The organism is Pseudomonas sp. H1_D05, from assembly GCF_054682705.1.
Window position 1 is genome coordinate 5749613 of record NZ_CP162825.1, and the last position, 19990, is coordinate 5769602.

Annotated in this window: 15 protein-coding genes and 2 pseudogenes; 9 read left to right on the forward strand and 8 right to left on the reverse strand. The window is 60.5% G+C overall.

Features of this window, described 5'->3' with window-relative positions:
* Positions 1-52: 52 nt before the first annotated feature.
* Entirely contained in the window at positions 53-529 is a 477-nt protein-coding gene (locus AB4O11_RS25740; RefSeq protein WP_460129179.1) for a (R)-mandelonitrile lyase, read from the reverse strand.
* 97 nt (positions 530-626) lie between these two features.
* Here AB4O11_RS25740 and AB4O11_RS25745 point away from each other — a divergent pair, with 97 nt between their 5' ends.
* Positions 627-1520: a LysR family transcriptional regulator gene (locus AB4O11_RS25745; RefSeq protein WP_427120661.1), complete on the forward strand. Its 894-nt coding sequence runs from the start codon at positions 627-629 to the stop codon at positions 1518-1520.
* 19 nt (positions 1521-1539) lie between these two features.
* Here AB4O11_RS25745 and AB4O11_RS25750 read toward each other — a convergent pair whose 3' ends face one another.
* On the reverse strand, positions 1540-2487 hold the full coding sequence (locus tag AB4O11_RS25750) for an aldo/keto reductase (protein WP_257355446.1): 948 nt from the start codon (positions 2485-2487) through the stop codon (positions 1540-1542).
* Between the two features lie 112 nt (positions 2488-2599).
* Between AB4O11_RS25750 and AB4O11_RS25755 the strand changes: the two genes are divergently transcribed.
* Together AB4O11_RS25755 and AB4O11_RS25760 are read left to right on the forward strand one after the other, a co-directional pair.
* On the forward strand, positions 2600-3370 hold the full coding sequence (locus AB4O11_RS25755) for an alpha/beta hydrolase (protein WP_460129181.1): 771 nt from the start codon (positions 2600-2602) through the stop codon (positions 3368-3370).
* Positions 3371-3458: 88 nt separating this feature from the next.
* Positions 3459-4325, forward strand: a complete 867-nt coding sequence (locus AB4O11_RS25760; protein ID WP_093440870.1) for a CAP domain-containing protein — start codon at positions 3459-3461, stop codon at positions 4323-4325.
* Here the strand turns inward: AB4O11_RS25760 and AB4O11_RS25765 are convergent.
* The 3 genes from AB4O11_RS25765 to AB4O11_RS25775 form a co-directional block, all read right to left on the reverse strand.
* Positions 4295-5236: a DHH family phosphoesterase gene (locus AB4O11_RS25765; RefSeq protein ID WP_460129183.1), complete on the reverse strand. Its 942-nt coding sequence runs from the start codon at positions 5234-5236 to the stop codon at positions 4295-4297. The genes AB4O11_RS25760 and AB4O11_RS25765 overlap by 31 nt on opposite strands.
* 101 nt (positions 5237-5337) lie before the next feature.
* On the reverse strand, positions 5338-6621 hold the full coding sequence (locus AB4O11_RS25770; protein WP_460129185.1) for a Zn-dependent hydrolase: 1284 nt from the start codon (positions 6619-6621) through the stop codon (positions 5338-5340).
* 144 nt (positions 6622-6765) lie between these two features.
* Entirely contained in the window at positions 6766-8250 is a 1485-nt protein-coding gene (locus AB4O11_RS25775; protein ID WP_175553932.1) for an NCS1 family nucleobase:cation symporter-1, read from the reverse strand.
* Positions 8251-8875: 625 nt separating this feature from the next.
* Here AB4O11_RS25775 and hydA point away from each other — a divergent pair.
* The 3 genes and pseudogenes from hydA (at position 8876) to preA (ending at position 13118) form a co-directional block, all read left to right on the forward strand.
* Positions 8876-10317, forward strand: a pseudogene (hydA, locus tag AB4O11_RS25780) (dihydropyrimidinase).
* Between the two features lie 158 nt (positions 10318-10475).
* Positions 10476-11843: pseudogene (locus AB4O11_RS25785) on the forward strand (NAD(P)-dependent oxidoreductase).
* Positions 11844-13118 carry an NAD-dependent dihydropyrimidine dehydrogenase subunit PreA gene (gene preA / locus AB4O11_RS25790; RefSeq protein WP_099756571.1) on the forward strand — a complete coding sequence of 425 codons (1275 nt, stop codon included), beginning with the start codon at positions 11844-11846 and terminating at the stop codon, positions 13116-13118.
* A 250-nt stretch (positions 13119-13368) separates the two neighbouring features.
* Here the strand turns inward: preA and AB4O11_RS25795 are convergent, their stop codons facing one another.
* Entirely contained in the window at positions 13369-13989 is a 621-nt protein-coding gene (locus AB4O11_RS25795) for a TetR/AcrR family transcriptional regulator (protein ID WP_007919317.1), read from the reverse strand.
* Between the two features lie 139 nt (positions 13990-14128).
* On the opposite strand from AB4O11_RS25795, the gene copC reads away from it, so the two are divergent.
* Entirely contained in the window at positions 14129-14491 is a 363-nt protein-coding gene (copC, locus tag AB4O11_RS25800) for a copper homeostasis periplasmic binding protein CopC (RefSeq protein WP_460129188.1), read from the forward strand.
* 3 nt (positions 14492-14494) lie between these two features.
* Positions 14495-15352: a copper homeostasis membrane protein CopD gene (gene copD / locus AB4O11_RS25805; RefSeq protein WP_460091328.1), complete on the forward strand. Its 858-nt coding sequence runs from the start codon at positions 14495-14497 to the stop codon at positions 15350-15352.
* A 115-nt stretch (positions 15353-15467) separates the two neighbouring features.
* Here copD and AB4O11_RS25810 read toward each other — a convergent pair whose 3' ends face one another.
* Complete coding sequence (locus tag AB4O11_RS25810) at positions 15468-16610, reverse strand: HlyD family secretion protein (RefSeq protein WP_093440910.1); 1143 nt, start codon at positions 16608-16610, stop codon at positions 15468-15470.
* Positions 16607-18262: an MFS transporter gene (locus tag AB4O11_RS25815; RefSeq protein WP_093440914.1), complete on the reverse strand. Its 1656-nt coding sequence runs from the start codon at positions 18260-18262 to the stop codon at positions 16607-16609. The genes AB4O11_RS25810 and AB4O11_RS25815 overlap by 4 nt, the downstream gene beginning before the upstream one ends.
* A gap of 295 nt (positions 18263-18557) precedes the next feature.
* On the opposite strand from AB4O11_RS25815, the gene AB4O11_RS25820 reads away from it, so the two are divergent.
* Positions 18558-19853, forward strand: a complete 1296-nt coding sequence (locus tag AB4O11_RS25820; RefSeq protein WP_460129190.1) for an OprD family porin — start codon at positions 18558-18560, stop codon at positions 19851-19853.
* Positions 19854-19990 lie beyond the last annotated feature (137 nt).

Below are 19990 nucleotides of genomic sequence, written 5' to 3' on the forward strand. Positions count from 1 at the left end.
CCTCGGTCGGCCCCCTCTCCCTCCGGGAGAGGGCTGGGGTGAGGGAAAAGCCTCACTCGGTTGACGGATACTGCTCATCACTCACCTGTTCCATCCACTCAACCACCTTGCCGTCCAGCACCTCAGCAATAGCAATATGAGTCATCGCCGTGCCAGGCGCCGCCCCGTGCCAATGCTTGGCCCCCGGTGCAATCCACACCGTATCCCCTGGACGAATCTGACGAACCGGCTGCCCCCACTCCTGCACAAAACCGGAACCGGCCGTGACGATCAAGGTCTGCCCCAACGGATGCGTATGCCAAGCGGTACGCGCGCCCGGCTCAAACGTCACTGTCGCGCCACTGATCCGCGCCGCGTCGGAGCCTTTGAACGGCGCATCCACCCGCACAGTGCCAGTGAACCAATCTGCCGGGCCCTTGGCCGAAGGTTGCGAACCATTCGGTGTGACAGTCACTCGTGGGATTTCATTGGCTTGCACCTCACCCGCCAACAGGGAAAGGGTCAACGCAGAAGCGGCGATCGGGTTCATGGCAATGTCTCCAAATAAACAGTGCCACTACTCTAACGGCACCAACTCTTCAGATAATCGACTAGAATTCGAAAAAACTTATGCAGGACACTCATCAATGCTGCGTGAAAATGCCACCGACCTGCTCGCCTTCCTCGCCGTCGCCCGCGAGCGCAGTTTCACCAAAGCGGCGGCCAAACTCGGCGTTTCGCAATCGGCGCTCAGTCACACGATTCGCGCGCTTGAAGCGCGTTTAGGCCTGCGCTTGCTGACCCGCACGACTCGCAGCGTCTCGCCCACCGAAGCCGGCGAACACCTCCTGCAAACCATCGGCCCGCGCTTCGAAGAAATCGAACTGGAACTGGCGGCGCTGAGCAACCTGCGCGACACCCCGGCGGGGAAGATCCGCATCAGCGCCACCGATCACTCGCTGAACTGGTTGCTGCGCCCGGTGCTCAAGGATTTTCTGCCGCAGTACCCGGACATATCCATCGAGGTCTGCTGCGATTATGGTTTCGTCGACATCGCCGGCCAGGGTTTCGACGCTGGCGTGCGCCTGGGTGAAGACGTCGCGCAAGGCATGATCGCCACCCGCATCGGCCCCGACATGCGCATGGCGGTGGTCGGTTCACCCGCCTATTTCGCCAAACGGCCCCCGCCGCAAACACCCCGCGACCTGACCGACCACGCCTGCAACAACCTGCGCCTGCCGACCAATGGCGGGCTGTACAGTTGGGAATTCGAGAAGGATGGCGAAAGCCTGAAAGTGCGGGTCTCCGGGCAGATCACCCTGAACGGCGTCTACCCGTTGCTCGACGCTGCGCTGGACGGTTTCGGCCTGAGTTACATCCCGGAGAACATCGTCGCACCGTATCTGGCCGACGGCCGTTTACTGCAAGTGCTGGAAGATTGGTGCCCGACGTTTGCCGGTTACCACCTCTACTACCCGAGCCGACGCCAGGCGGCGCCGGCGTTTGCATTGTTGCTGGAGGCGTTGCGCTATCGCGGTTAAGCGCCGTCTACGAGATCGATTATCCCGCTGCTAACGCAATCAACTGATGCCGTTGCGCATCGGTGAGCATCGGCCCGAACCCGGCCTTGGCGTTATCGGCCATATAGCGCGGATTGCCCGTGCCCGGGATCACGCAAGTCACCGCCGAATGCGAGAGCAGAAACTTCAACGCCAATTGTGCCCAGCTGTTGACCTGCACATCCGACACCCAGCCCGGCAACGGTTTGCCTTTGAGCCGCGCGAGCAGACCGCCGCCACCGAACGGTCGATTACAGATCACCGCGACGCCGCGCTCGCGGCACAAAGGCAAAATACGTTTCTCCACGCCTCGGTCATCGAGGGCGTAATTGATTTGCAGAAAGTCCAGTTGTTCGGCCTTCAACACCGATTCGACTTCCTCATAGGCCGAGGGCGTGTAATGGGTGATGCCGATGTAACGGATCCGTCCCTGCGCTTTCCATTCACGCAGGGTCGGCAGGTGGGTTTGCCAGTCGAGCAGGTTGTGGATCTGCATCAGGTCGATGCGCTCGGTGCGTAGCAGGCTGAACGACTGTTCCATCTGCGCGATGCCTTCCTTGCGCCCGCGCGTCCACACCTTAGTCGCCAGAAACGCCGGCGAACGCGGTTCGTGGATCGATAGCAGTTCGCCGGTGGTCTGTTCGGCGCGGCCATACATCGGTGAACTGTCGATCAGCGTGCCGCCCTTTTTGAACAGCTCATCGAGCACCGCCGGCAATTGCCGATAGGCCGGGTCACCGGGCGCGACGTCAAAGCCGCGATAGGTGCCCAGGCCCACGATGGGCAGCGACTCGGCACTGGACGGGATGGCACGGGTCTGCATGGTTTGGCCTCCGGTGGTCGTGGACGTGGTGGTTGTGGCCAGCGCCCGATCAAAGGTGAAGACCGCCGAAACCCCGGCAGCCAGCGTGAGCAATCGGCGACGGGAGTAACCCTCAGTGTGGCTCATGCTGGTTCCCCTGCTGCGTGGATCTGTTGCCTGTTGTGTGTGCGAGCGGCCCGGTGGCAGGGCTGAACTACACTGCGACAGCGATCCTTCACACACCGTTAAAAGTAGCCGAATGTCCCGAACCCTGATGCCACTCGTCGCATTGATCGTTGCCGTGTACCTGGTGCTGTGCGCGGCGCTGTTCTTTTTTCAGCGCTCGCTGATCTATTTTCCGCAGCCCAATGCCGTCAGCGGCAGCGACTCACAACTGATCCTGTCGATGCCGGACGCGCGGGTTTCAGTGATCACCCGCGAGCGCGTCGGGCCACGGGCGCTGATCTATTTCGGCGGCAATGCCGAGGACGTGTCGCGCAATCTGCCGGAGTTTACCGAGGCGTTTCCCGAATACGCGGTGTATCTGCTGAACTATCGCGGTTTCGGTGGCAGCGGCGGTTCACCGTCGGAGGCGGCGATTGCCGAGGATGCGCTGGCGCTGTTCGATCAGGTCTACGCCAGTCATCCGCAGGTGGCCGTGGTCGGGCGCAGTCTCGGTTCCGGCGTGGCCGTGCGTCTGGCCAGTCAGCGACCGGTGCAACAGCTGATTCTGGTGACGCCTTACAACAGCCTCGAAGAAATCGCGGCGCGCCAGTATCCGTGGGTGCCGGTGCAGTGGTTGCTCAAGGACCGATTTGAATCCGGCAAGTACGCCGCGCATATCCGCGTGCCGACGTTGTTGCTCGCGGCCAGTGATGACGAGGTGATTCCGCGCGCCAGCACCCAGCGTTTGCTGGAGAATTTCCCGCAAGGCGTGGCGGTGCTCCGGGTGGTGCCGGATTCGGGGCATAACTCAATTTCCGATCGTGCGCAGTATTTGCAGTGGATGGGGGATGTGTTGAATCGGTGAACCAAGTCCCGATTCTCCAGTCCTACTCGCGCCGCTTTCTGCGGCTCACTCAACTTTTGCGCTGTCCCTCTTCAGAGCTGCCCGTCTCATGCGCCACGCCGTTCGTTCGTCTCGCTTCGTTTCGCTGTGCCTGCTGATCCTTTCGCCGCTGTTCGCTGCAACCGCCCATGCCGGCGCGGAGCGACAACTGGTGGCCGCCATCAACGACTATCGTGCCCATCCGCAGCGCTGCGATCGACGCCCGGCACAACGCCTGGCGCCGTTGGCGCTGAAGTCGAACCTGGCCTTGCCGATCGGTTATCGCTACGCCGGCGGCATGCGTGAAGCGCTGAAGTCGTCTGGCTACTCCGCCGTTGCGGTACGCAGTATTCGCGTGATCGGGGCCGAGGACGCCGAAGAGGCCTTCGACTTGCTGCAAGACGAACACTGCGCCGCGCTGCTGGATGCGAGCTACGCCGACATCGGCATCAGTCGCTCACGCAATGAATGGCAAGTGGTGTTGGCGCAACCGGTGCTCGACAGCCGCGTTGGCGATAACCGCAGCGTCGGCAAGGCCTTGCTCGCTGAGGTAAACGCCGCGCGCGCCCGGCCACGGATGTGCGGACGCCAGCGCTTCGCCGCCGCCCGGCCGTTGAGTTGGAACGCAGCACTGGGCGCCGCCGCGCAGGGGCACAGCAAAGCCATGGCTTACGGCAACTACTTCGCCCACCGCGATCCGGACGGCGACCTGCCTGCCGATCGCGCCCGTGCAGCCGGCTATCGCGGTCGGCAAATCGGTGAAAACATCGCCGCCGGACAGAGTTCACCGGGCAAAGCCATGGCCGGATGGCTGGCCAGCCCCGGGCACTGCGCCAACCTGATGAACCCGATGTTTACCCAGGTCGGTGCCGGGTTTGCCAGTGAAGCGCGCAGTGATGAAGGGGTTTACTGGACGATGGTGTTTGGCGCGCAGTGATTGGCAGCGTCCAGTGCCAATTTCAACAGTTCCTTGCGCAGCATTGACGGTGCGCGCACGGCCAATCCGCCCTGCCAGTCGAGTGGCAACAAGCGATTGAGCTTTTGCTGGCTGACCTCGGCTGGCGCCAGAAAGCAGCTTTCGCGGTCGCGGATACTGATCACATTCAGCAGCCAGTCATCGCCCTGCTCTGCCATCCAGCGCCTGATCAGCGGCAGGTGTTTTTGCAGCAAGGCATCGGCATCCCAAACAGTCATTTGCGCGAAAAAGCATGGCAGGTTGCTCTCGGGTTTCATCCGTTTCGAGTCGGCTGCCAATGCAGCGGCAAGGTTCGATTCGATGCTGGCCTGACACTCGAGAAAATATTGCCGAGGCCAGTCTGCCGGCAGTTTTGCCCGTGAAACGAGGTCGGCGTAAGCCTCGATGTCCGCTGGCGTGGTCATCTGCCCGGTGAAATTCTGCGTGTTGTCGAGAATCGCGGTGGCCAGCAAAGCGGCACTTTGCACGCTGATCTGCGGCAGCACACCGGCCGCCTGCCAGCGCTGAAAAACCTGAGTCGCTGCGGCGCCGATCGGGCGGATATCGGCAGCAGATCCAAGCTTCTGCTGCCAATAGTTTTCGTAGCCTGGATGATGGTCGATGACCTCCACCACCCGTTCAAGCACCACCAACGGGTCGAAATGGTGATAGTCCGAGACATCGACCAAGACAAACTCATCGTCCGATGTCGGCTGGTAGTCTTGAAACGCCGCGCCCCAGCCGAGCACGCTTGGCGAAACGCTGGCGTTGGCAGGCGCGCTGCTGACGGCGCGGGCGGGAATGCCTTGCAGGTTGAGCAATTCGGCATAGGCAATGCAGCAGGCGTAGGCGTCAATGTCCAGATAGGACGCGCCGGAGGTGATGATTTTCATGGGCCGGCAACATCGCACAGGTTTGTGACGTTTGGGTGACAGGAAAAGATCGCAGCCTCGTTACACTCGACAGCTGCTGCAAGGCTGCGATCTTTTCATCTTCAAGCCGCCCGCTGCCCTCCCGCGACCATCGCCGAAGCCGCCAGCATCGCCCGCAATAACACCGCACACCCCGCCGCCAGATCATCCGGCGCGGCGTTCTCGATTTCGTTGTGGCTGATGCCGCCTTCGCACGGCACGAAGATCATTCCGGCCGGGCCGAGTTCGGCGAGGAAAATCGCGTCATGTCCGGCGCCACTGACGATGTCCATATTCGACAAACCCAGCCCTTTCGCTGCGCCGCGCACCGCTTCCACGCAGCCCTTTTCGAAGTACAGCGGCGGGAAATCGGCAGTCGGGGTCAGTTCGTAAGTCAGGCCATGTTCTTCGCAAGTGGCGTCGATGACGTGCTTCACTTCGGCAATCATCGAGTCGAGGCGCGCCGGTTCCGGGTGACGGAAATCGAGAGTCATGCGCACTTCGCCGGGAATGACGTTGCGCGAGCCGGGATAGGCTTGCAGGCAACCGACGGTGCCACAGGCATGGGGTTGATGGCCGAGGGCGGCGCGGTTGACCGCACCGACGATCACCGAGGCGCCGACCAGCGCGTCTTTACGCAAGTGCATCGGCGTTGGACCAGCATGGGCTTCGACGCCGCGCAGCTTGAGGTCGAACCACTTCTGCCCCAACGCGCCCAGCACGACGCCGATGGTTTTCTGTTCGTCTTCGAGGATCGGGCCTTGTTCGATGTGCGCCTCGAAATAGGCGCCGACCTTATGCCCGCTGACTTTACGCGCACCGGCATAGCCAATGGCGTTCAGCGCTTCACCGACGGTGACGCCATCGGCATCGACTTTGGCGAGGGTTTCTTCGAGGGTGAATTTCTCGGCGAACACCCCGGAGCCCATCATGCACGGGGCGAAGCGCGAGCCTTCTTCGTTGGTCCAGACCACCACTTCCAGCGGCGCTTCGGTTTCGACGCCGAGGTCGTTGAGCGTGCGCAGGACTTCGACGCCGGCGAGTACGCCGAAGCAGCCGTCGAACTTGCCGCCAGTCGGTTGGGTGTCGATGTGGCTGCCGGTCATCACTGGCGGCAGGTCGGGATTGCGTCCTGGGCGACGGGCGAAAATGTTGCCGACGGCATCGACCGTGACGCTGCATCCGGCGTCCTTGCACCATTGCACAAACAGGTCGCGGGCCCGGCGGTCGAGATCGGTCAGGGCCAGGCGACAGACCCCGCCCTTGACCGTCGCGCCGAGTTTGGCCAGTTCCATGAGCGAGGCCCACAGGCGGTCGCGGTTGATGTGCTGATGGCTCGATTGCAGAACGTCTACGGCTGCGTTCATGGGGATCTCCTCAGGCTGCTTTTCTTATGAGTTTCTTCAGATAAATCTCTGCCGTAAGTCAGGCCGCCTTCGCGAGCAAGCTCGCTCCCACATTTGGAATGCGTTCACATGTGGGAGCGAGCTTGCTCGCGAAGAGGGCTGCATTCACACCGCAGATTTCACTACTGACGGACTAGCACGCATCACGCACAACCCGTAATAAATAATCCCGCCCAGCGCCGAACCGGTGAACCAGCCATAGCTGTAAAACCAGCTGAACGCATCGCTGCCCAGCGACATCACGGTCAACACCACCGGTACGCCAAAGGCAACAAAACCGGCCCAGTTCCACGCTGGATAGACGTCGTCGCGGTACAACCCGGCGAGGTCCAATTGCTGTTTCTTGATCAGGAAATAGTCCACCACCATGATCCCGGCGATCGGTCCGAGCAGGCTCGAATAACCGAGCAGCCAATTGGAATAGACACTTTCCAGACTGACCTCGGAAACGATCCAGCCGAGTTTTTTCAGCAGTTCATGCCCCATCAGCAACAGCCCGACCAACCCGGTCAGCAACACCGCTTTGGTGCGGTTGATCACCTTGGGCGCGATGTTCTGAAAGTCGTTGGTTGGCGAAACGATGTTCGCGGCAGTGTTGGTCGATAGCGTGGCGATGATGATCAGTGCCATCGCCACCGCGACCCATACCGGACTTTGGATATGGCCGATCAGCGTGACCGGATCAGAGACAGTCACACCGACCAGTTTCACCGACGCGGCAGTCATCACCACACCCAGCGCAGCGAACAGAAACATGGTCAGCGGCAGGCCGATGATCTGCCCGAGAATCTGATCTTTTTGGCTCTTGGCGTAACGGCTGAAGTCCGGAATGTTCAGCGATAATGTCGCCCAGAAGCCGACCATCGCCGTCAGTCCGGCGGCGAAGTAGCCGTAGACGCTGGCACCTTCGGGGCGTTTGGCCGGGATCGCCATCAACTCTGTCATCGACACATTGGGCATCGCCCACACCAGCAGACCGATGCCGACCGCCACCAGCAACGGCGCCGACAAGGTTTCCAGCCACTTGATCGACTCAGCGCCGCGAATCACCACCCACAGGTTCAGCGCCCAGAACACCATGAAGCCAATCACCTCCCCCGTGCCGCCGAGGGATTTCCAGCCCTCGAACACCGAGCCGAGAAACAGGTGAATCGCCAACCCGCCAAACATCGTTTGAATACCGAACCAGCCACACGCCACCAACGCACGAATCAGACACGGCACGTTGGAACCGAGAATGCCGAACGACGAGCGCAGCAACACCGGAAACGGAATGCCGTATTTGGTGCCGGGGAAAGCGTTAAGTGTCAGCGGAATCAGCACGATGATGTTGGCGAACAGAATCGCCAGCAGCGCTTCACCGACGCTCAAGCCGAAGTACGCCGTGAGCACGCCACCGAGGGTATAAGTCGGCACGCAGATCGACATGCCGACCCACAGCGCGGTGATGTGCCATTTGTTCCAGGTTCGTTCATGCACCTTGGTCGGTGCCATATCGTGGTTGTAACGGGGACTGTCGAGGACGTCGCTGCCGGCTTCGAGCTCAAACAAGCCGTCGCGCTCGGTCACTTGCGATCTGATCTGTTGCATGGCCGCTCCACTGTTCTTCTGATTATTTTTTGCTCATCAGGCGGCTGGCACACGCGGGTGCGAGCCGGACGATGGCCGGAGGAACTGACAACTTTCGTGCACCGGCCAAGGTGTCAGCGGCGGCATCAATAAACGTGCCGGGTGCCCCGCTTACGCATCGGGCCGAGGGTCAAACGCTTTGCAACTTTCTGATATTCATCAGTTTTAATTATTCACCGGGTGAGTTCACGGAAACTTGTCTGGGCGCTCAGGCTAAACACTTGGCAAGTTGTCCGAACAGACAGGACTCAAACTGGTGCACTGCATTTATTTTCATCGTGAGCGAGCAGCCGCAGCTCAACTTCAAGCGGCTGATTTCACATAGGAAATCTTGCTCATATTTCCATCCTGTCAAGTGCGTCAAAATGGTGAACAGCCTCACCATTTTGGTGATTTACGTTTTTTATCGTTATTTTTCATACACTTAAAACAGTCATAAGCTTATAAAAAATAATCTTGCTCTATTGCAAATCTGCGACTAGTTTCTATTCCTGACAGCGCTGACAGGAATACGCCCTGCATCGCCGTACATCAATAAAACATCTAGAACCGGCACAAGTCGGTCAATGCCTGCGAGGAACTCGGAATGTCTCTGTTGATCCGTGGCGCCACCGTTGTCACCCATGATGAAAGTTATCGCGCCGACGTCTATTGCGCCGACGGCGTGATCAAAGCCATCGGTGAAAACCTTGATATTCCCGCCGGCGCCGAAGTGCTCGACGGCAGTGGTCAATACCTGATGCCTGGCGGCATCGATCCGCACACGCACATGCAACTACCGTTCATGGGCACCGTGGCCAGCGAAGATTTCTATAGCGGCACGGCGGCCGGTCTGGCCGGCGGCACCACGTCGATCATCGACTTTGTAATTCCCAATCCGCAGCAGTCGCTGATGGAGGCCTTTCATCAGTGGCGCGGCTGGGCGGAAAAAGTCGGCTTCCGACTATGGCTTCCACGTCGCAATCACCTGGTGGAGCGAGCAGGTGCGTGAGGAAATGGCCGAGCTGGTCAGCCATCACGGGATCAACAGTTTCAAGCACTTCATGGCTTACAAGAACGCAATCATGGCCGCCGACGACACGCTGGTGGCGAGTTTCGAGCGCTGCACTGGAACTCGGCGCGGTGCCGACCGTGCACGCGGAAAACGGCGAGCTGGTTTATCACTTGCAACGCAAGTTGATGGCGCAGGGCATCACCGGGCCGGAGGCGCATCCGCTGTCGCGGCCGTCGCAGGTTGAAGGTGAAGCGGCGAGCCGGGCGATTCGTATTGCTGAAACCATCGGCACGCCGTTGTATCTGGTGCACGTTTCGACCAAGGAAGCCCTCGACGAAATCACTTATGCGCGCAGCAAGGGCCAACCGGTGTACGGCGAAGTGCTGGCCGGGCATTTGTTGCTCGACGACAGCGTCTATCAACACCCGGACTGGCAGACCGCTGCCGGTTACGTGATGAGCCCGCCGTTCCGTCCGCGCGGCCATCAAGAGGCGCTGTGGCACGGACTACAAAACGGCAATCTGCACACCACCGCGACTGACCACTGCTGCTTCTGCGCCGAGCAAAAAGCCGCTGGCCGTGATGACTTCAGCAAGATCCCCAACGGTACGGCGGGTATCGAAGATCGCATGGCGGTGCTGTGGGACGAAGGCGTCAACAGTGGTCGTTTGTCGATGCAGGATTTCGTCGCTCTCACCTCCACCAACACCGCAAAGATCTTCAATCTTTATCCGCGCAAAGGTGCGATTCGCGTCGGCGCCGATGCCGATCTGGTGCTGTGGGATCCGCAAGGCACCCGGACCATTTCCGCCAAGACCCACCATCAGCAGGTGGACTTCAACATCTTCGAAGGCAAGACCGTGCGCGGCGTGCCGAGCCATACCGTCAGCCAGGGCCGGGTGGTCTGGGCCGACGGAGACCTGCGCGCCGAGCGCGGGGCCGGGCGGTATATCGAACGGCCGGCGTATCCGGCGGTGTTTGATTTGCTGAGCAAGCGGGCTGAGCTGCACCGGCCCACTGCTGTGAAACGCTGAAATCCAGGCCTTCGGCCTTCGCGAGCAAGCTCGCTCCCACAGGGGAATGCATTCCAAATGTGGGAGCGAGCTTGCTCGCGAAGAGGCCATCCCGAACGCCACAAAAACCACTGCCCGACAGAGGCAGAGAACCTCAAATAACCGTGAGGCACAAAACCGTGATCGAGACCCTGAACCATCTCCCCCACCCGCACGAAAGCGCGGCCGCCCTCGCCGGGCATTTCACCGATCTGGCGCCGCCGCTCAATGACCGGCAGGCGCATCTGGAAGCCTCGCGCTGTCTGTATTGCTACGACGCGCCGTGCGTCAATGCGTGCCCCAGCGAGATCGACATCCCGTCGTTCATCCGCAACATTCATCAGGACAACGTCCCCGGTGCGGCGCAGAAAATCCTCTCGGCGAACATCCTTGGCGGCAGTTGCGCGCGGGTCTGTCCAACCGAGATCCTTTGCCAACAAGCCTGTGTGCGCAACAACGCTCAGGAATGCGCGCCGGTACTGATCGGCCTGCTGCAACGCTACGCCGTGGACAACGCGCACTTCAGCGAACATCCGTTCCAGCGCGCCGCAGCGACCGGCAAACGCATCGCCGTGGTCGGTGCCGGGCCGGCCGGTTTGTCCTGTGCGCATCGCAGCGCCATGCACGGTCATGACGTGGTGATTTTCGAAGCGCGGGAGAAGGCTGGCGGCCTCAATGAATACGGAATCGCCAAGTACAAACTGGTCGACGACTACGCTCAGAAGGAACTGGATTTCCTTCTGCAGATCGGCGGCATCGAGATTCGTCACGGGCAGAAACTCGGCGAGAATCTGACCCTCAGCGAACTGCATCAGCAGTTCGATGCGGTGTTCCTCGGCCTCGGCCTCAGCGCCAGCAAGCAACTCGGCCTGCCCCACGAAGATGCCCCGGGCCTGCTCGCTGCCACCGACTACATTCGCGAATTGCGCCAGGCCGATGACCTCACGCAATTGCCATTGGCCGAACGCTGCATCGTCCTTGGCGCCGGTAACACCGCGATCGACATGGCCGTGCAAATGGCTCGCCTCGGGGCTCGCGACGTCAATCTGGTGTATCGCCGTGGCGCTGCCGACATGGGCGCCACCGGCCATGAGCAAGACATCGCCAAAGCCAATCAGGTGCGCCTGCTGACCTAGGCACAACCGGAAGAGGTGCTGCTCGACGCTCAGGGCGAGGTGCGCGGCATGCGTTTCGCCCGCACCGATCTGGTCGACGGTCGTCTGCAAACCACCGGCGAGACCTTCGAGCTGGCCGCCGACGCGATCTTCAAAGCCATCGGTCAGGCGTTCGATGGCAGCGCCCTCGCCGACCCGTTGGCCCGTGAACTCAAGCGTCAGGGCGAACGCATCTACGTTGATGAAAACCTGCGCACCAGCATCCCCGGCGTGTATGCCGGCGGCGACTGCACCAGCCTCGATCAGGACCTCACCGTGCAAGCCGTGCAGCACGGCAAACGCGCCGCCGAGGCGATCAATGCTCAACTGATGCTTAACGTGGAGGCTGCGTAAATGGCCGATCTGTCGATTGTCTTCGCTGGCATCAAAGCGCCGAATCCGTTCTGGCTGGCCTCTGCGCCACCGACCGACAAAGCCTACAACGTGGTCCGCGCCTTCGAAGCGGGCTGGGGTGGCGTGGTCTGGAAAACCCTCGGAGAGGATCCGGCGGCGGTCAACGTGTCGTCGCGTTACTCGGCGCACTACGGCAATAACCGTGAAGTGCTGGGCATCAACAATATCGAGCTGATCACCGACCGTTCGCTGGAAATCAACCTGCGCGAAATCACTCAGGTGAAGAAGGACTGGCCGGACCGCGCGCTGATCGTTTCGCTGATGGTGCCGTGCGTCGAAGAGTCGTGGAAACACATCCTGCCGCTGGTGGAAGCCACCGGCGCTGACGGTATCGAGCTGAATTTCGGCTGCCCGCACGGCATGCCTGAACGTGGCATGGGTGCGGCGGTCGGTCAGGTGCCGGAGTACGTCGAGCAGGTCACGCGCTGGTGCAAGACCTATTGCTCGCTTCCGGTGATTGTCAAACTGACGCCGAACATCACCGACATCCGCGTCGCTGCCCGCGCGGCCCACCGTGGTGGCGCCGATGCGGTGTCGCTGATCAATACGATCAACTCGATCACCAGCGTCGACCTGGAACACATGGTCGCCCTGCCCACCGTCGGCAGCAAAAGCACCCACGGCGGCTATTGCGGCTCGGCGGTGAAGCCGATTGCGCTGAATATGGTCGCCGAAATCGCCCGCGACCCGCAGACCCAAGGCTTGCCGATCTGCGGCATTGGCGGCATTGGCAGTTGGCGTGATGCAGCGGAATTCATGGCGCTGGGCAGCGGCGCGGTGCAGGTGTGCACGGCGGCGATGTTGCATGGGTTCCGCATTGTCGAGGAGATGAAGGACGGTTTGTCGCGATGGATGGACAGTCAGGGTTACGCCAGCATCAGTGAGTTTTCCGGGCGCGCGGTGGGCAATACCACGGACTGGAAATACCTCGACATCAACTATCAGGTGATCGCGAAGATTGATCAGGATGCGTGCATTGGCTGCGGACGTTGTCACATTGCGTGCGAGGACACTTCACACCAGGCGATCAGCAGTCTGAAGCAGGCGGACGGTACGCATAAATATGAAGTGATTGATGAGGAGTGTGTGGGCTGCAATCTGTGTCAGATCACGTGTCCGGTGGCGGACTGTATCGAGATGGTGCCGATGGAGACTGGCAAGCCGTTTCTGGACTGGAATCATGATCCGCGCAATCCGTATCACGTTGCGGTCTAGATCGCCGACTGATCCAACAGCCCCCTCACCCTAACCCTCTCCCAAAGGGAGAGGGGACTGATTGGGGGATGCTTCAGAAATCCACCGACCTGAACGATTTGCTTTGAATCCATAGTCGAAACAGCCACAGGCTCGGACGGCTTTGAATCCACAATCGACGCGGTTTTTCAGGTCGATGTACTTCGAGAGACACCTCGGTCAGCCCCCTCTCCCTCCGGGAGAGGGCTGGGGTGAGGGTTGGCTTTTGCTTTTAGGGTTCCAACCCGATCCCACGCAATATCACACTCGTCACCGTCTGCACCGCCCGTTCAAACTGCATGTCCGACAACGGCTGATGCTCATTCAGAATATTCACCTGATGATCAAAGTCAGCATAGTGCTGCGTCGACGCCCAGATCATGTACAGCAAACTCGACGGCTCCACCGGCAGAATCCGCTTGTCCTCGACCCACTGACGAATCTTCGCTTCCTTCATCTTCGCCCAGTCATACAGGCTGACATCCAGCGCCTCGCCCAACGTTGGCGCGCCGTGGATGATTTCGTTGGCCCAGACTTTCGAGCCGTACGGTCGGCTGCGCGAGTGGTTCATCTTGGCGCGGATGTAGCTGCTCAGCACCACGCGCGGATCGTCGAACATCTCAAAGCACAGCGCATCCTGTTTCCATACTTCCAGCAGATCGAACAGCACCGCGCTGTACAGCTCGCTCTTGGTGCTGAAGTAATAATGCAGATTGGAACGCGGCAGCTGCACCTCAGCCGCGATGTCGGCCATGGCCGTGCCGCCGAAGCCTTTTTCGGCGAAGACTTTTTCCGCCGCGAGGAGAATTTTCTCGACGTTGTTGCGACGAATCTCGATCTTGTGATTGCCCATAAGGGCTCCCTGACAACAGCGTTGCCCAAGACTAGCATCCGCTCTGGTCTGCGGGCGACCGCTGCAAACAAAACTTCGTACTGGTGTGAGCGGATGGCTAAACTGACGCTTCTTCGATCCTGCCTCAGAGGTATCCGCGATGCTGTTCAAGAACGTCCTGACCACCACTGCCCTGCTCGCTTCGCTGTTCGCGGCATCTGCCGTATTTGCCCACGCCCACTTGAAAAGCCAGACCCCGGCGGCCGACAGCACCGTCGCTGCTCCCGCCGATTTGCGCCTGACCTTTTCCGAAGGTGTCGAGGCCAGTTTCACCAAAGTCACCTTGACTCGCGATGGCGCACCGGTCGCGGTCAAACCGCTGACCACCGAGGGCGACAAGAAAACCCTGATCGTTACCCCCGCCGCATCGTTGACCGCCGGCGAGTACAAAGTCGAATGGCACGCAGTGTCGGTCGACACGCACAAAAGCGAAGGCGCCTACCAGTTCAAGGTGAGTCAGTAATTCATGGGTGAAGCGCTGGTGCTGTGCCGCTTTGTGCATTTCATCGTGGTGTTGATGCTGTTTGGGGCTTGGTTGTTCAGGCCGTTGCTGCTCAAGGATGAAGCGCCGCAAGTGGATCGGCACCTGGCGCGACTGGCGCGTTGGCTGGCGACTGTGGCACTGCTCAGCGGGATTGCCTGGGCGCTGTTGATCACCGCGAGCATGGCCGGTTCGGCAGCGGCGGCGTTTGACCCGGACACGGTTGCGCTGGTGCTGGGCAATACGTTTTTTGGTCAGGTATGGCGCTGGCATTTGCTGATCAATGCCGCGCTGTTGGCGCTGTTGTTCACGCCTTGGCATTCAAGCATGCCGTTGCGACTGGGCTTGAGCGCCTTGCTGCTGGCGACTCTCGCTCCGGTCGGACACGGCGCCATGCTCGACGGGTTGAGTGGGCAATTGCTGATTCTCAACCAGATCGTGCATCTGACCTGCGTGGCGGCGTGGCTGGGTGGTTTGTTGTTGCTGGTGATGATTCTGCGTCAGCCGACGGAACCGATGCGTGAAGTGTTGCGGCGTTTCAGCGGTGTCGGTTATGCGCTGGTCGCGGGGCTGCTGCTGACGGGATTGATCAATGTGCGCGTGCTGACCGGCCAGTGGTGGCCGACGCCGTTGTTCAGCGGGTTTGCGTTGATTCTGTTGATCAAGGCGCTGATCGTGCTGGGCATGCTTGGCTTGGCGCTGTTCAATCGTTTGCGGATTGATGATTGCGAGCAGCGGATGGGCACGCTCAAGCGCAGTGTGCTGCTGGAGTGGTTGCTCGGCATTGGCGCGGTTGCGGCGGTCTCGCTGCTCGGCACCCTACCCCCGATGATCACAGGATAAACACCGTTCAACTGTGGGAGCGAGCTTGCTCGCGAAAGCGGTGTGTCAGATAAAAAAATGTGACTGATACATCGCTTTCGCGAGCAAGCTCGCTCCCACAGGGTTATGCATTGTGTCAGTGGGGCTGGGTGTCGCCCGCTGCGGTGTCGATGCTGACCACCACCGACATCCCCGGCCGCAACCGCTCCTCTTCCTGCTGATCCGGATCGATGGTGATCCGCACCGGCACCCGCTGAGCAATTTTGACGAAGTTGCCGGTGGCGTTATCCGCCTGCAACAGGGCAAATTCCGAGCCCGTCCCCGGCGAAATATGCTGCACATGCCCGGTGAATCGGCGGTGATTCAGCGCATCGACGGTGAAGCGCACCGGTTGCCCGACGCGCACGTTATCCATCTGGGTTTCTTTCATGTTGGCGATCACCCATTTCTGGTTTGGCACCAACGCCATCAACTGCGCTCCGGAGTTGACGTAAGCACCGAGGCGCACGCCGATCTGCCCGAGCTGGCCATCACGCGGGGCGACGATGCGCGTATTCGACAGATCGATCCGTGCCAGTTGCACCGCCGCTTCGGCGCTGGCCACGGCCGCCTCCAGCGAGCCACGATTGACGATCACTGTTTGCAGATCCTGACGGGCGATTTCCAGATTGGCCTTGGCTTGCGCGACCGCCGCAATGCTTTGCGCATTCGCCGCCAGTGCGACGTCCATCTCGCGCTTCGACACCGAACCGTCGCGCACCAATTCCTGATTGCGGCGCAGATCCGCTTCACTCTTGCGCAACTGCGCTTCGCTGTCGGCCTGCGCCGCCTGACGCAATTTGATCGTCGCTTCGGCGCTGTTGCGTTGCTGCACCACATTGGCCAACGCGGCTTTCTGCACCGCCAGTTGCGCCAGTGACTGGTCGAGTCGCTGCTGATAGATGCGGTCGTCCAGACGCACCAGCAAATCCCCGGCTTTCACGTACTGGAAATCCTGCACCGGCACCTCGTAAACATAACCGGCGAGTTGCGGGCCGATGATCGTCACCTGCCCACGAATCAGGGCGTTTTCGGTGGTTTCGACCGCACTGCTGAACGGCGGCAATTGCCAGGCATACAAAACGATCAACACGCCGACGATGGCAATCGCGGCAAAGCCCAGCGAAGAAATGATCCGCACCCGCAGCGAGCGCGGCTCGGTGTTCGGCGATGACGGCGGCGCCACACCCTCAGGCGTGGCGGCAATGGCGTTGGTGGTTGTGGTGGTCGGTTCGGTCATGAAGAAGTGGCACCGCTCGAAGGTGTGGATGGCGCTGGGGCGACGGCTTTGGTGGTGCTCATCAGCCACAGCGCACGAATGGACAGCCAGATCATGGTCAGCACCGCAATCACGGCGATCAACATGAACACATCGTTGTAGGCCAGCACATTGGCCTCACGGGTGGCGGCGTTGGCCAGGCTGCGAATCCCCGCCAGGTTGCGCAGACTCGGGTCGGCCAGCAACGAGCCATACGCCGAACCGCCGCTCTGCACGCGCGCGGCCACCAAGGGGTCAGACAGCGTCAGGTGTTCAACGATGTGACTGGAATGAAATTTTTCCCGGACGATCTGAAAAGTGCCCAGCAGCGCCGCACCGAGCAGGCCGCCGAGGTTGTTGCAGATCCCGAACAACACGGAAAAACTCACCAGATTGCGCGGATTGGTCAGCACGTTGCGCGTACCGAAAACCATGGTCGGGCCGAGGAAAAACGTACTGCCGAACGCCAGCAGAAACTGGCTGAAGTAGAGGTTTTCCGGACGGGTCAGGTTGTTGGAAAAACTGTCCATCACCGACCCGGTGGCCATCAGTGCCAGCGAGATAATCAGCGGCATCAGCAGGTGTTTGGGGTCGATGGTCAACGCGCTGGTCAACAGCCCCGCGACACTGCCGATCAGCATCACCACGTAGAGGCTGTGCAACTGCTCGTAGCCCATGTTCAGGTTCTGCATGAAACCGACCGCACCGGTGGACTGCTCCGAGGTGACCATGCGAATCAGGGTCACCGCCAGCGCCAGGCGGATCATCGTCCCGCTGCCAAGCCAGCGGGTCATCAGCAGCGGGTTGCTACGGTTATGTTCGATGGCCAGACCGGCGAGGATCAAAGCAATCGAGGCAGCCAGCGCGTAGCCGATCCAGTTGGCCTCCAGCCACCAGTCAATCCGCCCCAGCGACAACACCGCACACAGTAGCGCCACACCAGTGGCGAGAATGGCGAAGGTGAGAAAGTCGAGTTTTTCGAAGGTTTTGAAGCGGTCGCCCGGTGGCAACTTGAGCATCAATACGCAGCCCAGCGACAGCAGTGCCATGCCCAGTTCGAACAAATACAAGCCGCGCCATTCGGCGATCTGCAGCAAGTCTTCGGAAAATAAACGCGCCAATGGCAAGGCCAGTTGCGAGGTGCCGAGGCCGAGCACCAGTGCCTTCAACCGCCACTTCGCCGGGAACGCCTGGACCATGTAATACAGGCCCAGCGAACTCAGCGCCGCGCCCACCATGCCGTGGGCCGCGCGCACCGCCACCGCCGAATTCAGATCGTTGACAAACAGATGGCCGAAAGTCACCAGCGCATACAGCACCAGAAACACTTCGGTGAATGCACGCAAACCGAACTGCTGACGAAACTTCACCAGCAACAGGTTCATCGACACGTTGGTCATCACATACGCCGCCGGCAGCCAGGCCATTTCGGCGGTGGTCGCGCCGAGTGCGCCTTGCAGATAAGGCAGGTTAGCCACCACCAGCGAGTTACCCAAGCCACCGGTCACCGCCACCAGTACGCCGACCAGCGCATAGGCCAGGCGCTTGGGGTTGGAGTGCAACGGCGTCGAGGGGGAACCGGGCAGACTGGGCTTTTCGTGGGGCTGCCAGTTGCGCGGGGCGTAGTGATCCATGGAGAAGCCTTGTGCGGAAGGTGGGTGAAGTTTGCCGCAAATTCATTGCTAAAACACTTTTCCCCCTGTGGGAGCGAGCTTGCTCGCGAAAGCGGTGTGTCAGTCGACAACATCGGCGGATGAAAGTCCGCATTCGCGAGCAAGCTCGCTCCCACAAGGGTTCGGTGTGATGACTCGGAGTCATCGTATAACTTGCTGTTGACATTCCCCTAAAACCTAGGAAATATCCGCAACCATGTTGTACGACGACGTATGACAAATAATAAAAACAACAAACGCAACAGGGAGCGTCACAGTGAGCACACTCGCCCGTAATTTCGTCCGCCCTTCCCGCTTTGCCACGCTGCGCCCGCACACCACCCTTGGCCTGATCGGTTGCAGCAGCCTGGCCTTGGCCTTGCCGATGAGCGCCAATGCCGAAGGCTTTCTTGAAGACAGCAAAGCCACGCTGAATCTGCGCAACGCCTACTTCAACCGCAACTTCGTCAACCCCGCCTACCCACAAGGCAAGGCTGAGGAATGGACGCAGAACTTCATTCTCGATGCCAAATCCGGCTTCACTCAGGGCACCGTCGGCTTCGGCCTCGATGTGCTGGGGATGTATTCGCAGAAGCTCGATGGCGGCAAAGGTACGGGCGGTACGCAACTGTTGCCGATCCACGATGACGGGCGTCCGGCCGACAATTTCGGACGGCTCGGCGTGGCGTTGAAGGCCAAAGTCTCGAAGACTGAATTGAAGGTCGGCGAATGGATGCCGGTGCTGCCGATCCTGCGCTCTGACGATGGCCGCTCGCTGCCGCAAACCTTTCGCGGCGGGCAGATCACGTCCACCGAGATCAACGGCCTGACCGTTTACGGTGGCCAGTTCCGTGGCAACAGCCCACGCAACGATGCGAGCATGGAAGACATGTCAATGAACGGCCGTGGCGCGTTCACTTCCGACCGCTTCAACTTCGGCGGCGGCGAATATACCTTCAACGACAAGCGCACCCTGGTCGGCGTGTGGTACGCCGAACTCAGCGACATCTACCAGCAGCAGTATTTCAACCTCAGCCACAGCCAGCCGTTGGGCGACTGGACCCTGGGCGCCAACCTCGGTTTCTTCACCGGTAAGGAGGACGGCAGCGCCCAGGCCGGCGACCTCGACAACAAGACTGCGTTCGCCCTGCTTTCGGCCAAATACGGTGGCAACACCTTCTACGTCGGCCTGCAAAAACTCAGCGGCGACGACGCGTGGATGCGGGTCAACGGCACCAGCGGCGGCACCCTCGCCAACGACAGTTACAACGCCAGTTATGACAACGCCAAGGAACGTTCCTGGCAGTTGCGCCACGACTACAACTTCGTCGCCCTCGGCATCCCCGGCCTGACCCTGATGAACCGCTACATCAGCGGCGACAACGTGCACACCGCCACCACCAATGACGGCAAGGAATGGGGGCGCGAGTCGGAACTGGCCTACACGGTGCAGAGCGGGCCGCTGAAAAACCTCAACGTGAAATGGCGCAACGCAACGATACGCCGGGACTTCAGCACCAACGAATTTGACGAGAACCGGATCTTTATCAGTTATCCGATTTCGTTGTTGTAACCAGCGGGCGCCGCAATCCCCCTGTAGAGTGAGCCTGCTCGCGATAGCGGTGTGTCAGCCGCCTCTTCCTCAACCGACACACCGCTATCGCGAGCAGGCGAAGGCCTACAGGGGATTGCATTGCAAGGAGGGAATTG

Excerpts from the sequence above, each read along its gene's own strand:
- AB4O11_RS25740 (WP_460129179.1), bottom strand. The coding sequence starts at position 529 with ATGAACCCGATCGCCGCTTCTGCGTTGACCCTTTCCCTGTTGGCGGGT.
- AB4O11_RS25745 (WP_427120661.1), top strand. The coding sequence starts at position 627 with ATGCTGCGTGAAAATGCCACCGACCTGCTCGCCTTCCTCGCCGTCGCC.
- AB4O11_RS25750 (WP_257355446.1), bottom strand. The coding sequence starts at position 2,487 with ATGAGCCACACTGAGGGTTACTCCCGTCGCCGATTGCTCACGCTGGCT.
- AB4O11_RS25755 (WP_460129181.1), top strand. The coding sequence starts at position 2,600 with ATGTCCCGAACCCTGATGCCACTCGTCGCATTGATCGTTGCCGTGTAC.
- AB4O11_RS25760 (WP_093440870.1), top strand. The coding sequence starts at position 3,459 with ATGCGCCACGCCGTTCGTTCGTCTCGCTTCGTTTCGCTGTGCCTGCTG.
- AB4O11_RS25765 (WP_460129183.1), bottom strand. The coding sequence starts at position 5,236 with ATGAAAATCATCACCTCCGGCGCGTCCTATCTGGACATTGACGCCTAC.
- AB4O11_RS25770 (WP_460129185.1), bottom strand. The coding sequence starts at position 6,621 with ATGAACGCAGCCGTAGACGTTCTGCAATCGAGCCATCAGCACATCAAC.
- AB4O11_RS25775 (WP_175553932.1), bottom strand. The coding sequence starts at position 8,250 with ATGCAACAGATCAGATCGCAAGTGACCGAGCGCGACGGCTTGTTTGAG.
- preA (WP_099756571.1), top strand. The coding sequence starts at position 11,844 with ATGGCCGATCTGTCGATTGTCTTCGCTGGCATCAAAGCGCCGAATCCG.
- AB4O11_RS25795 (WP_007919317.1), bottom strand. The coding sequence starts at position 13,989 with ATGGGCAATCACAAGATCGAGATTCGTCGCAACAACGTCGAGAAAATT.
- copC (WP_460129188.1), top strand. The coding sequence starts at position 14,129 with ATGCTGTTCAAGAACGTCCTGACCACCACTGCCCTGCTCGCTTCGCTG.
- copD (WP_460091328.1), top strand. The coding sequence starts at position 14,495 with ATGGGTGAAGCGCTGGTGCTGTGCCGCTTTGTGCATTTCATCGTGGTG.
- AB4O11_RS25810 (WP_093440910.1), bottom strand. The coding sequence starts at position 16,610 with ATGACCGAACCGACCACCACAACCACCAACGCCATTGCCGCCACGCCT.
- AB4O11_RS25815 (WP_093440914.1), bottom strand. The coding sequence starts at position 18,262 with ATGGATCACTACGCCCCGCGCAACTGGCAGCCCCACGAAAAGCCCAGT.